Origin of the sequence: Pantoea phytostimulans (assembly GCF_046118715.1) — a bacterium.
GTDB classification, from domain to species: domain Bacteria; phylum Pseudomonadota; class Gammaproteobacteria; order Enterobacterales; family Enterobacteriaceae; genus Pantoea; species Pantoea phytostimulans.
Window position 1 is genome coordinate 36205 of sequence record NZ_CP173700.1, and the last position, 12753, is coordinate 48957.

Genomic DNA, 12753 nt, shown 5'->3' on the forward strand with positions numbered 1-12753 from the left:
AATGTATACTTATAAAAATGAAACAATGTTTCAATTTAAATCATATAAATTATCCTATTTATTTCAGTGAGTTAATGTAAAGCCACTCATGGAGAACATCATGGCCAAGGGTTCAAGCATTCAGTTTAACTTCTCTACATTTAAGGATCCGAAAACCGGCGCCTCTGTTACACGCTTAACGCCTCCCGATGTCTTGTGCCATCGCAATTATTTCTATCAGAAATGTTTTACCAACGAAGGTAATAAAATACTTTTTGCGGGTGAATTTGATAAAAATCGCAACTACTATCTTCTTGATTTAAGATCGCAAAAAGCCGTTCAACTCACAGAGGGTAAAGGTGATAACACTTTTGGCGGCTTCCTTTCACCTGATGATAAGTTCCTTTATTACGTTAAAAACGAACGTAATCTATTACGCGTTAACTTAGATGATTTAAGTGAGGATATTGTTTACCAGGTACCAGATGAATGGGTTGGATACGGTACTTGGGTGGCAAACAGTGAATGTAATAGTTTAGTAGGCATTGAAATCAGCCGTGAAGACTGGAAAACGCTGTCTGACTGGACCATATTCCAGGCGTTTTATCACAGTAATCCACACTGTCGTCTGCTAAAGATTGATCTACTGAGTGGCAAATCGAAGGTAATACATGAGCGAAATGAATGGCTAGGACATCCCATTTATCGGCCGTTTGATGATAATACCGTCGCATTTTGTCATGAAGGACCTCATGACCTTGTTGATGCACGCATGTGGTTAATGGATTCAGAGGGCAATAATGTCCGTAAGGTAAAATCACATGAGTCCGGTGAAAGCTGTACACACGAGTTTTGGGTGCCTGACGGATCGGCGCTGATTTACGTGTCGTATCTTAAAGGTCAGCATGACCGATATGTGCGCCGCTATGATCCGGTCACTCACGAAGATACGTGCTTGATGAAGATGCCTGCATGTTCGCATCTCATGAGCAATGAAAACGGCACAATGCTCGTCGGCGATGGCTCTGGTACTCCTGTGGATGTACAAGACACTACCAGCCATACGATTGAAAATGATCCATGGATATATTTATTTGATGTTAAAACACGCCAATATACGCCGCTTGCGGCACATAATAGTTCATGGCGCGTTCTAGATGGCGATCGCCAGGTTACTCATCCTCACCCTTCTTTCTCCCCAGATGATCGTCATGTCCTGTTCACCACAGACTATGAAGGATTACCTGCGTTATACCTGGCAGAAATCCCTGATGCGATGCGTCAAGCTCTCAGAGGATAACAGCGACAATCAGGTTAAGCTCAGTCAAACCAATGGCGACGGTCACTACCGTCGCGTTTTGGTAGAGAATAGATGTTATGGATGAGGTACCTGCTGACATCTCTCTGCTTTTAAGCGAATTTAATCAACACCATGCCCACTAATAACAATCCCACGCCTAACCAGCCTCGGGAACTCAATCGTTGCCCGAATAAAATCCAGCCAGCGCGCTGAACGCGGTCAATACCGCGATAAGTGACAATACACCCTACAGAGGGCGGCGAAAGCCATGGGAAAACTTCAGAAAAACATTCGCTACGATCTCTAATCCAATCGCCAAGGCTAACCAGGCACTATGCGCCCAATTAAAGGTGGCCATGTTGCACCTCCTAATAGGCTTTTTTTCAAGATATGAGGGGCATCACGTCCAGATTGCATACGGTTGAACAACCCGTTTTTGCCAGCACTCAGGTATGACCGAAATGCGCCTTAATGTCGCTTTTTTAGCGAAAGTTATTTAGGGGCATAAGAGAGATAACCCGCCACACCGCCCTTCCCGCCATCTTTAGGATGATTATTCCCATCACTTACAATGACCGATGTAAAATCAAACGGCGATATCCCTTTAATGCAGGCAACATTGACACCAAATTTTTCAGGATCAGAACGGCTCTGATGAAATGTATAGATACCGCAAACTGAACAGAAATAATGTGCAACTTCTCGACTATTAAAGCGATATTCAGTGAGTTGGCTTCGCCCCTCTGTTACTTCTACGCCTGCGGCATAGACAACCACGGCACCACGCATACGGCAAAAAGAACAGTTGCAGCGCCGGACTGAGTCAAACCCGTCGATCAGTTCCACAGTGAAAGCGACCGCACCACAATGGCACTGAGCAGACATTTTATCTGGCATAGCAATCTCCCGGTGATGTTCGGTGAAATTATTCGAAACGCCATAACAGGGCTTACTTCTGAAGAATTGGCGTTTTTCCTAATAATCTTATGCTGAGTAAGGCAAAAGATACAAACGTTATACTCACGTGTCCACGTTGCAGACGTAGCGTTACTATCTTTTAGCGCCGTATTAATCTTATATCTTTTGTGCTGGCAACTAACTGTATTCATAAGATTTCTGGCATAAAACATTTTTCGGTCAGAGTTAAAATATGAAAAACTCTCTTTTTTGCCAGAAATAGCATGGGATTTAATAAATCTTAGAAATTATTATATAGTTCTTGCCTTATATATGTTTTTTCATTGATACCCGTTTGTACGCCTGTGTCTCTCATCAATATAACCTCAGATGGGCAACTATTGTGAAATTAATCTTCGGCATGATTTCTAGGTAATTTATAAAAAAATAATCCAATTAGAAATAAGATAATCACATGGCATTGAATTATGATGTTAGATCTGTGATACAACCCTGTTTATAAAAATCCGAATAGCGTCTTATAAAAAAGATAATCTCTTAAGATGTGATATCGGGAATGTCGAAGCGATCGCCACGCGTGGTTGGATGAGAGATAACAATAAACTCAACCGGGTTATTTGAATCGTTTCTGGCCTGATGTTTTGCCTCGGGAGGGATTTCAATTCCCTGCTGGGCTCCGATCGCATGTTTCTCTCCTTCCAGTTCCATTGTCAGGACGCCTTCAAGAACGAAAAAAAACTGTCTCGAGACAGCGTGATAATGCCTTTTTTCCTGTGTGCCCGCAGGCATTTTCTCATGAATAACGAGCATATCCTGGTTTTTGACCAGGTACCATCCATCGCATTTATCACCCCAAACGTAGTGCTCTGCATTATCCTTAGAAATCATATTCACCTTAATTATGTCGAATTTTCATTTCACAAAAATGAACGTTTGCCCTAAATATCCAAAGCCTCAACGTCCCCGAAACGCCAGCGTATTACTCAGATTTTTTCTTCAACGTTTAACCGAAACAGCAAAATCCTTGTTCTTAAGCGCTTACGCTGGCCAGGCCTGCATAGCAGCCTGAACGACCAAATCGAGTTCGGCGCGTTCTGCACCATCCACCGCAGCAACCGAAAGCCCTTGTAGGACCGTTGCATAAAAGCGGGCGAGCGCAGCCGAATCAACAGTAGGCGGCAGTAATCCCGCCTCCACGTCGCACAATATACGTTGCTCCAGCGCCTCGCGGAGTTCAGCTCTCATCGTGCGCAACTCCGCGGCGATGTCCGCGTTTTCTACGCCAACCATGAGCATTCCGCTGGAAATCATACAACCAACCGGTTTACCCGGCTGCGTCACCGCTTTAACGCCGAACGCCAAAACGCTTTGTACCGCTGAACGGGCAGAAGGCATCGCCGCGATCTCTTCCACGGTTAGATTGCCCGCGGCATAAAGCCGCAAAGCACTTCTATAGAGATCAGCCTTGCTGCCAAATGCATGGTAAAGACTGGGCGGCGCTATGCCGATCGCCTGACACAAATCGGTTATCGATACGCCTTCATAGCCATGCCGCCAGAAGAGATTCAAAGCAATACTGAGCGCGTCGTCCCGGTCAAACGTGGACTTGCGCCCAGGGGATTTAGAATCAGCTGTGGGAGAGGTATTCGTTGTCATTTGCGCATTATATCTGCTTGACACCTCTGCGCAAGAAAGTATTTTTTATCGCTCACTAAACAATAAGGGCGCCTCAGTGCCCGCGCCACATTTTGAAAAAGGATGAAGATTTTATGATGAATGATCAGCAGGTTGTGATTATTGGCGGCTCAGAAGGGATTGGTCTTGCCGTCGCTAAAGCCGCCACCGCACTTGGCGCACGCGTGCTAGCCGTCGCAAGGACAAAGGAAAAACTCGAGGCCGCACAAAGAGCTGTGAATGGGCTGGAAATCCAGGTCGCTGACATCAACAACACAGAATCCCTTCAGGGACTCTTTGCTCAGCTCCCTTTTGTCGATCACGTTTATATTGCTGCGGGTAGCACCAAAGTAGGCAGTCCACTTGAAGCTGAAATCGGTGATTTTCGACATAAGTTTGATGAACGTCTTTGGGGTTCCGTTGAAGTGGTGCGTGCTGCGCATGGTCTTATGCGGCCAGGTGGATCATTTACATTTACCGGTGGGCTCTCATCAGACCGCCCCGTCAGCGGCGCATGGGTATCTGGCATTGCCACAATGGCAACTGAACAATTGGCGCGCGTGCTGGCGCTGGAACTCGCTCCCCTTCGCTTTAACGCCGTTGCACCCGGCTATACGGACACGCCAATGTGGGACGCTATTTTCCCAGAACTCGGCGTGCGAGTACTCGATGAGGTCGCAAAGAAAAATCCCGTTCCTCGTCTGGTAACTGCTGATGAAGTGGCACAGGCGGTGTTGCTCCTTATGCAGAACAAAGCCATCACCGGTGAAACCATTCATGTGGATTGCGGAGCCCGCCTGGTCTGATTCCCTCTAAAAGCCATCAATGCTTTAAGCCATGCCGATAGATTTCGCTGAATGGAAGGAGAAGACAGCATGAATATTGAGAGTTTCGAACACCGTAGGGTAGTAGCTGGCGACATTAACATTCATGCCGTGATTGGCGGTAGTGGATCGCCACTTGTGCTGATTCACGGTTTTCCGCAAACGTGGTGGGAATGGCGTCACATGATGCCGCAACTTGCTAAACGGCACACTGTCGTGGCCGTTGATCTTCGCGGAGGCGGGCATTCTGAGAAACCTCAGGGCGGATATGACAAGCACAGCATGGCCAGTGATGTTCACGCCGTTATGACAACATTGGGTTTTACGAAATATGCAGTCTGTGGTCATGATATTGGGGCGATGACGGCCTTGGCGCTTGCCCTGACGCAGCGGGATGCCGTTACGCACCTGGCCGTGTTGGATGCATCTCAACCTGGCTGGAGCCGTTGGGTGCAAAACTCGCATGAGCAAAAGGTCTGGCATTTCGCCTTCCACATGAAGCGTGATTTGCCAGAGTTATTGATACAAGGCCGTGAGCGGGAGTATGTCTCTGCCTTTATCTACGATCGGGCGTTTGATCATGGCGCGCATTCGGTTGATGAAATAGACACATTTGCGCGCGCGCTGGCACAGCCGGGAAACCTAAGAGGCGGTCTGGAATGGTACCGCGCCTTTCCGCGCGATCACGAGAATGCCCTTGTCTGGAAAGAAGAACGGCTCTCCATTCCTGTGCTGGCGCTTGGGGGCGAGCATTCGTACGGTTCTCTGATTGTGCCAATGCTGGAGGAGTTCGCATCCAACGTGCGCGGTGGCAGCGTTTCAGGCTGCGGCCACTGGCTACCGGAAGAACAACCCGATGAAGTGGCAAAGCAGGTAATGCAGCTTTTGTCCGCGTAATAGAGTGATGGCGCCGAACAGGTTGCCGTCATCCCTTCTTGTCGCCGGTTGCGGCCAGCCGCCAAATTCGCTCCCGAATCACCGTTTTCTCATGTTCATCCGTTTCAGCTTCTATTTCCCCAAACAAACCCCAAATTTCTTCTTCCAGTTTATTGCTCTCCTCATTGGATTTACTGGTTTTATCGACACGCTGAATCGTAAACCCATTACAGGGCATCACGACTACTGCATCATGCTTGATCATCATCACTCCCCTGATGCCGGTCATCGGCCACGCCAGATGCATACACCGTTAATCCCGGACATCATCAGATGCCTCAAGGTTAGTCACCGCAGGGAATCCAACAAGCGTAAGCGCAAAGAATTATCTGAGTCTTTTTTTGATAATCATTCATTGAGAAGGTAATGGCTTAATGCCAGTTAAATGAGATGCAAGAGATGATGTCTTGACGCTACCTGCCAATGCCCTGGAACTGTCAACCTTGGCCTAATACCAGCGGGCGATCTTGGATCACCGTCTTCATCACCAACGTGGAAGTTAAACGTTGCACTCCCGCCATACCTGACAGCTTTTCATCATAAAGTTGCTGGAACGCCGGTAAGTCTCGCGTGGTGACGTGTAACAGATAGTCGGGATCGCCAAACAGACGTTGCGCCAGCGTAATCTGCGGCACCTGTTTAACGGCTTCCTCAAAAGCGTTTACAGCTTGCCGGTCGCCATCCCGTAATGTCACGAAGACAAGGGCTGTAAAGTTGTATCCCAGAGCGCCGGGATCAAGCTGCGCATGATATCCGCGTATTACGCCACCTTGCTCCAGCGCTTTAACTCTTCGATGGCAGGGCGACAAGCTGAGCCCTACTCGTTCTGCAAGCTCAGTTATAGATAATCGACCATCACTTTGCAGCGCGGCAAGAATATTGCGATCAATGCGGTCCATTTGGAAAGATCTACCTTTAGCGAAGGTTTTATGCATAAACATTGGAAGCACATTTTAATCAAGTAAGGATATTCTTTCCAGCAACGGTGTTTAGCCATTAGGTAGGGAAATGTTCATCATCACGCTACAAAATAAGCCTCCATTTCATTGCATCATGCGGACGATAAAAATGCATGAGGTGCAGACATGGCGGTAAGTTTATTTGCAGCCTTTTGGGGTGTTTCGATCTTATTTGTTATCACGCCCGGCGCGGATTGGGCCTATGCCATATCGGCGGGAATACGGGGTCGTGTTGTTCTCCCCGCTATTGCCGGATTACTAAGTGGTCACCTGCTCGCAACGCTGATTGTGGCAACGGGCGTCGGCGCACTGGTCACCAACGTGCCGATCATCATGACAATATTAACATTGGCTGGTGCCGGTTATCTGTTCTGGTTGGGTATCGGCATGATAAAACACCCTTCGGTACCGACATCCAGTGAAACGAAAGAGGTCGGGACAGGGTCGAATTGGGCCTGGAAAGGACTATGTATCAGTGGGTTAAATCCCAAAGTCTTTTTGCTTTTTCTGGCTTTATTGCCGCAATTTACCGATCCGGAGAGCAATTGGTCGCTGTCGCTCCAGATGATCGCTTTGGGAATGGTGCACGTTTTTAACTGCGCGGTAGTGTATTTGATTGTAGCCTGGGGTTCCCGGCGAGTGTTACAGACCCGCCCCAAAGCAGCACAGCGTGTGAGCCAGATTTCCGGCGCCCTGATGATCCTCATCGCGGCGTTTTTAATTACCGAATCGTTCATGTGAGAAAATAAAATGCCCGGTATCACCCTTACGCATCTGCAAAAAATGAAAGTGAGTGGCGAGAAAATCGCCATGCTGACGTGTTATGACGCTACCTTTGCCCATGAGGCCAGCCATGCTGGCGTAGACATGCTGCTTATCGGCGATACCCTCGGCATGATCCTTCAGGGTCATGACAGCACCCTGCCCGTCACGCTTGAAGATATGGTGTACCACACCGCCAGCGTGAAGCGCGGTAACGCCGGAAGTTTTATCATTGCCGATCTCTCTTTCATGACTTATTCCAATCCTGAGCAAGCGCTTTATAGTTCAGGGCAATTGATGCAGGCGGGTGCGCAGATGGTGAAATTAGAAGGCGGAGAATGGTTGTGCGATTCGGTGCGTCAGTTGACGCGCAACGGCGTACCTGTGTGTGCTCACATTGGGCTAACGCCACAATCGGTAAATATGTTCGGTGGATTTAAAGTGCAGGGACGTGGACAACAACAAGCACAAGCATTGATTGATGCCGCCATAAAACTGGAAGCGGCAGGTGCGGCGATGATCTTGGTTGAGGCCGTTCCATCCTCGGTGGGTAAAGCGCTGAGCGAGTCAGTAACAGTCCCTGTGATCGGGATTGGCGCGGGCGTTGATACCGATGGTCAGGTTCTTGTCCTGCACGATATGCTGGGTCTGAGCCAGGGTGGCAAGGTACCTAAGTTTGTGCGCAACTTTATGGTGGGACAGGAAAGCATTCAAGCGGCGCTGAAAAGTTATGTAGCAGCAGTGAAGGAAGGGTCGTTTCCCGCATCTGAACATGCTTATGCAGAACAGGTTTAAGGGATAAGTTCAGTCAGGACTTTAATTCAAAGAGAGCGGTATCGGCATAAAAAGTTATCGTAAAACATCTCTTGCTTGTCTGCGCGATGAGCATCTCACTCTCGCGTCAATGCCGAGTCGTTCAGATAGCGCTAATCAGACATGCCATGAGCTTGATCTAAAGCGCGATGCTGGTGCTGCTCGAATAACCTTGGCGTTGCGACAGGCTCTAATGACCTGTCCTGTTTTATCAAAATAGTTGTAATGGCCTACCCCAGTGCGCTCATTCAGAAACAGCGCGGCTCCCGATATGGCGAACGGCGTACCTAAGTGCACAATCATGGCTGCGTTCCCGACATCGGTATAGGTCATACCCAGGAACAACAGCGAAAAATGCATCAGGCCAACACTCAGCGCCAGTTTGAGTAGCAGCGGCAGTTGTCTGCGTTTGATCCGGATAAACGGTATCAGTATAAGAACGCAGTGTGGTAAGAAATAAAGTGAACATCTCATTGACGCCCCCTTTGATCACCACGGCATTAAAAGCCCATGCGGCAAGAATGGCGAACACGAGCAGCAGATATCTTAACGGAACAATAAGCATCCAGTTTTAAACGATAATCAGGGATAAAGGCCACGCTCTTTGCGGGCTGTCAAAATACGCTCACAAGCCACAGCATAGGCGGCGGTTCGCAGCGTGACCTTAAGCGATTGCGCTTTTAGCCAGACGGATCCCAGCGCCTGCTCCATGATGTTATCGAGGCGCGCATTGATTTCATCCTCGCTCCAGAAGAAGCTGGAAAAATCCTGTACCCACTCGAAGTAACTTACGGTGACGCCACCCGCGTTACAGATCACATCTGGCACCACCGTAATATCGCGGTCTCGCAGGATGTCATCAGCAGCAGGAAGCGTCGGTCCATTCGCACCTTCAAGCACCAGGCTGCACATGAGCTTTCTGGCACGTTCAGCGGTGATCTGCCCTTCAAGTGCTGCCGGGATCAGAATGTCACAACCCTGCTCCCAAAATGCCTCATTGCTGACGGCAGTTGCACCACGGAAATTAGCGATGCTGCCATGCTGCTTTTGCCACTCAATCAGCGCCGGAATAGCGATGCCGTTGGCGTTAAAGAGCGTAGCGCTGTGATCCTGAACACAGATGACTTTCGCACCCGCTTCAGTAAAAAGCTCAGCAGATACGCTGCCGACGTTGCCGAATCCCTGAACAGCAACACGGCAATTTTCCAGCGGCAAACCCATGCGTAATGCCATTGCTCTGCCCGTCACGAATACCCCGCGGCCAGTCGCTTTTACTCGCCCCAGCGAACCGCCAAGATGAATCGGTTTTCCCGTTACGACGCCGGTTGTGGTTGCCCCAACATTCATCGACCAGGTATCCATCATCCACGCCATGACCTGCGCATTTGTGCCGACATCTGGAGCGGGTATATCCTGCTGCGGACCAATAAGAGAACCGATTTCACTGGTGTATCGGCGCGTCAGCCGCTCCAGTTCTTTAACGGATAATTCGCGTGGATCAACGCGAATGCCGCCTTTAGCACCACCAAAGGGAAGATTGAGCGCCGCGCATTTCACTGTCATCCAGGCGGACAGCGCCATCACTTCTTCCAGATTGACATCAGGGTGATATCGCACGCCGCCTTTCCCCGGACCGCGTGAGAGATTGTGCTGTACGCGGAACCCCTCAAAATGGCGTACGCTGCCATCATCCATTTCCAGTGGTATATCGACAATCAATGCTCGCTTGGGATGCCGCAGCGTATCGGCCCAGCGCGACAGCTCGCCCAGATAAGGCAGTACGCGCTCAACCTGCGACAAATAGGTTGCCCACGGTGAGTTTACTTCGTCAGAAACATAAGAAAGTGAAGCCATCATGCCACCTCTTTGGTGCGATTCAGGGCGCACGAAGCCCTCATCGCCGATGTGATGATAAGAAGAATTTTCAGGAAAATGGCCGCTAACGCGGCCAGGATTATTTCGCTCTATAGGCCTCAACAGAGAAGTTGTTAGCCATTGCGAAACCGCGCAAACCGCCGACCAGCACTGACAACAACTGTGTGCCAACCTGCTTTTCAGTCAGGCCGACGGTGTCCAGCAAATCGAAAATTTCACGCGGGTCAAACAGGATGTTCCAGAGAAACACCGCTTTGTCGCCAATATCCGGCAAATCCATCTCTTTCATGGCTTCGCGCAATGCCGGACGCAGCGCATTCGCCTGCACCAGCAGATATTCAGCACCTTCCCACAAACGCTCGAGGTATCCACGCCGGTTACGCATTGGCACCATTGCTGCACCGCGTTCTCGCACTAATTTGATCCAGTAACGGCTGACATTCTCCAGTTGCTGCAAGCCGCTGCCGGTCTGTTTCTGGCTGAATTCAAGCAATAACAGACCCACATCATGACGGTAGGTATTCAGCACCTCTTCGACCGAGGTGAACTGCCGATACGCGGTCGCCACCGACACGCCAGCTTCAGCTGCGATTTCTGTCATGCTGATCGGCGTTTCCGATCGCTCGAACAGCCTTGCCGCTGCCTGAATCAGGTTTTTACGGTTTCTTTCGGTGTCACTGCGCATGATTTTCCCCGTCATTGTCGATCTCTCTTCCAGTAAAACGTACTGCTATTTCAGCCCAGCCAAACCGCGTTTCAGACGGCGAACACCTTCACTGATCGCCTCGCTGCTGGCAGCATAAGAGAGACGTAAATGTCCTTCTCCCGCCGCGCCAAATTCACTGCCCGGCCGTACGGCGATGCCCTGCTCTCGCAGCAGCGAAACCATATCAATTGCCGGAATCGGCAGCGAGTAAGAAGGGAAGCAGTAAAATGCCCCTTCAGGCTCATTCAGTTTCAGCTCAGGGATCGCCGCCAATCCGTTCATCATCAGCAAACGACGTTCACGGTAGATATCATACATACGTTTGACATCATCTTTGCACTCGGTGAGCGCAACCAGCGCCGCGCGCTGCACCGCACTGTTAACGGAACCATTCACGCTGTTGTGTACGCGTGCCGCTGCCGCAATCATTTCCGCTGGTCCCGCCAGATAGCCCACGCGCCAGCCCGTCATGGCATAGCTTTTGGAAAAAGTTTGGCAGAAAAGCGTTCGCCCAGTGAAGGCCGGAACCTGAAGCACTGAGGTAAAAGGACGATCGGTAAATACCAGATCACTGTAGGCTTCATCGGCAATAACCAGCGTATCATGACGATTCACCAGTGCGCCGAGCGCTTCTATCTCTTCACGGCTGTGAACAATACCGGTTGGGTTGCCAGGATTACAGAAGACAAACAATTTTGCCCCTTCCAGCGTCTGATCAAGACGGGTTAAATCCCAGTGCAGATCGGCACGACACGGCATCGGTATACAAATCCCACCCGCCATATTCACCAGATCGGCGTACAACGAATAAGTCGGATCTGGAATGACCACACGATCGCCGGGGTTCACGATCGAGAGGATTGCTGCCGCCAGTCCCGCCGTTCCGCCATGCGTCACCAAAATTTCACCGGCCTTGACCGAATTGCCACTTTGCGCCGATACATCCTCAGCCAGTGCCTGACACAGCGCGTTATCACCCAGTAGCGGTGCGTAATGAGTGTATCCGCTTTGCAATGCATCCACCGCAGCCTGAATAATGCGCGGCGGCGTGTCAAAATCGGGCTCGCCCATAGCCAACGAGACCATGTTGGCATTCGAGGCGGGTTGTTGCACGCGCAGCGATGTGCGTTCGATGCGCAGCACTGCCTCAGCGGCTTTAAATGATTTGGAAGACATAGTTTACCTTTCTTGTAGGATTCAGCGTTTGTTCTCACGCTCGGCATTGCACTCTGCTGGCGCATTCTTCCAGCGGCTCACTTCGATATCGCCGGATACATCACGGAGGAAGGTCGGCGCGACAATCAATTCTTCAATTACCGTGCGCGCAGGCAAGCTGGCACACAGTAAAATTGCCTCGGCCACATCTTCCGGCTGCACCATCTGGTCACGAATACTTTGCAACGGCGGATTAGCACGGTTATCCATGATGGGCGTATTCACTTCGCCCGGTAAAATGCAGGTGGAACGAATGCCATCATTGCGAAAGGTGTTATGCAGATAAGTCATGAAGTTGCGAACGGCCGCCTTGGCAGCACCGTATGCTGCGCCGCCTAGCAGGTTTGGTCGCAGCGCCGCCAGCGATGACACGGTAATGATGGTGCCGTTTTTACGCGCCAGCATGGTTGGCAGCAGTGCTTGCGTCAACAGGAACACCGCTTTCATATTGACGTCCTGCACCTGATCCCACTCTTCCTCATCAATCCAGCGCGCATTCAGGGTCTTGCTGGCGCTGCCGGCGTTATTCACCAGAATATCGACGCCGCCCAGCTCGGTATTCGCCCAGGTAACGAGTGTGCTCACGTCACTCTTTTTAGCGATATCCGCCGCATACGCCCAGGCTTCACCGCCCTGCTGTTGCAGTGTTGCCACAACGTCATCAAGCACGCTCTGACGACGTCCAACCAGTACCACACGTGCGCCACGCGCTGCGAATCCCGCAGCTGCCGCTTTACCAATGCCGCTGCCGGCACCGGTAATCACTACCACTTTCCCTCTTAACGATGCCAT

15 protein-coding genes and 1 pseudogene are annotated in these 12753 nt (G+C 50.3%); 5 read left to right on the forward strand and 11 right to left on the reverse strand.

Going from position 1 to position 12753, the window contains the following annotated elements; translation table 11 throughout:
* The first annotated feature begins 100 nt into the window (after window positions 1–100).
* Entirely contained in the window at window positions 101–1279 is a 1179-nt protein-coding gene (locus ACF2G4_RS20785; protein ID WP_409076357.1) for an oligogalacturonate lyase family protein, read from the forward strand.
* Between the two features lie 110 nt (window positions 1280–1389).
* Here ACF2G4_RS20785 and ACF2G4_RS20790 read toward each other — a convergent pair.
* The 4 genes and pseudogenes from ACF2G4_RS20790 to ACF2G4_RS20805 form a co-directional block, all read right to left on the reverse strand.
* Window positions 1390–1637, reverse strand: a pseudogene (locus ACF2G4_RS20790) (SMR family transporter).
* A 134-nt stretch (window positions 1638–1771) separates the two neighbouring features.
* On the reverse strand, window positions 1772–2176 hold the full coding sequence (locus ACF2G4_RS20795; protein ID WP_409076358.1) for a GFA family protein: 405 nt from the start codon (window positions 2174–2176) through the stop codon (window positions 1772–1774).
* Window positions 2177–2734: 558 nt separating this feature from the next.
* Window positions 2735–3085, reverse strand: a complete 351-nt coding sequence (locus ACF2G4_RS20800; RefSeq protein WP_409076359.1) for a cupin domain-containing protein — start codon at window positions 3083–3085, stop codon at window positions 2735–2737.
* Between the two features lie 150 nt (window positions 3086–3235).
* Window positions 3236–3853, reverse strand: coding sequence for a TetR/AcrR family transcriptional regulator (locus ACF2G4_RS20805; protein ID WP_409076360.1), 618 nt, complete (start codon window positions 3851–3853; stop codon window positions 3236–3238).
* A gap of 113 nt (window positions 3854–3966) precedes the next feature.
* Between ACF2G4_RS20805 and ACF2G4_RS20810 the strand changes: the two genes are divergently transcribed.
* On the forward strand, window positions 3967–4677 hold the full coding sequence (locus ACF2G4_RS20810; protein WP_409076361.1) for an SDR family oxidoreductase: 711 nt from the start codon (window positions 3967–3969) through the stop codon (window positions 4675–4677).
* Between the two features lie 69 nt (window positions 4678–4746).
* Window positions 4747–5592 carry an alpha/beta fold hydrolase gene (locus ACF2G4_RS20815; protein WP_409076362.1) on the forward strand — a complete coding sequence of 282 codons (846 nt, stop codon included), beginning with the start codon at window positions 4747–4749 and terminating at the stop codon, window positions 5590–5592.
* Window positions 5593–5620: 28 nt separating this feature from the next.
* On the opposite strand, the gene ACF2G4_RS20820 is transcribed toward ACF2G4_RS20815, so the two are convergent.
* Complete coding sequence (locus tag ACF2G4_RS20820; RefSeq protein WP_243079599.1) at window positions 5621–5878, reverse strand: hypothetical protein; 258 nt, start codon at window positions 5876–5878, stop codon at window positions 5621–5623.
* A gap of 190 nt (window positions 5879–6068) precedes the next feature.
* Entirely contained in the window at window positions 6069–6530 is a 462-nt protein-coding gene (locus ACF2G4_RS20825; RefSeq protein ID WP_409076439.1) for an Lrp/AsnC family transcriptional regulator, read from the reverse strand.
* A 186-nt stretch (window positions 6531–6716) separates the two neighbouring features.
* Between ACF2G4_RS20825 and ACF2G4_RS20830 the strand changes: the two genes are divergently transcribed.
* Together ACF2G4_RS20830 and panB are read left to right on the forward strand one after the other, a co-directional pair.
* Window positions 6717–7331, forward strand: a complete 615-nt coding sequence (locus ACF2G4_RS20830; protein ID WP_409076363.1) for a LysE family translocator — start codon at window positions 6717–6719, stop codon at window positions 7329–7331.
* Window positions 7332–7340: 9 nt separating this feature from the next.
* Window positions 7341–8147: a 3-methyl-2-oxobutanoate hydroxymethyltransferase gene (gene panB, locus ACF2G4_RS20835; protein ID WP_215844940.1), complete on the forward strand. Its 807-nt coding sequence runs from the start codon at window positions 7341–7343 to the stop codon at window positions 8145–8147.
* A gap of 135 nt (window positions 8148–8282) precedes the next feature.
* On the opposite strand, the gene ACF2G4_RS20840 is transcribed toward panB, so the two are convergent.
* From ACF2G4_RS20840 to ACF2G4_RS20860, 5 genes are all read right to left on the reverse strand, one after another.
* The gene (locus ACF2G4_RS20840; protein ID WP_409076364.1) at window positions 8283–8639 is read right to left on the reverse strand and encodes an EamA family transporter; all 357 of its coding nucleotides are present in this window, start codon (window positions 8637–8639) and stop codon (window positions 8283–8285) included.
* A gap of 108 nt (window positions 8640–8747) precedes the next feature.
* Window positions 8748–10019, reverse strand: coding sequence for a Glu/Leu/Phe/Val dehydrogenase (locus ACF2G4_RS20845; RefSeq protein WP_215844986.1), 1272 nt, complete (start codon window positions 10017–10019; stop codon window positions 8748–8750).
* Window positions 10020–10119: 100 nt separating this feature from the next.
* Window positions 10120–10725, reverse strand: a complete 606-nt coding sequence (locus tag ACF2G4_RS20850; RefSeq protein ID WP_252515102.1) for a TetR/AcrR family transcriptional regulator — start codon at window positions 10723–10725, stop codon at window positions 10120–10122.
* A 45-nt stretch (window positions 10726–10770) separates the two neighbouring features.
* Window positions 10771–11922: a pyridoxal phosphate-dependent aminotransferase gene (locus ACF2G4_RS20855; RefSeq protein WP_409076365.1), complete on the reverse strand. Its 1152-nt coding sequence runs from the start codon at window positions 11920–11922 to the stop codon at window positions 10771–10773.
* A gap of 21 nt (window positions 11923–11943) precedes the next feature.
* The gene (locus tag ACF2G4_RS20860; RefSeq protein WP_409076366.1) at window positions 11944–12753 is read right to left on the reverse strand and encodes an SDR family NAD(P)-dependent oxidoreductase; all 810 of its coding nucleotides are present in this window, start codon (window positions 12751–12753) and stop codon (window positions 11944–11946) included.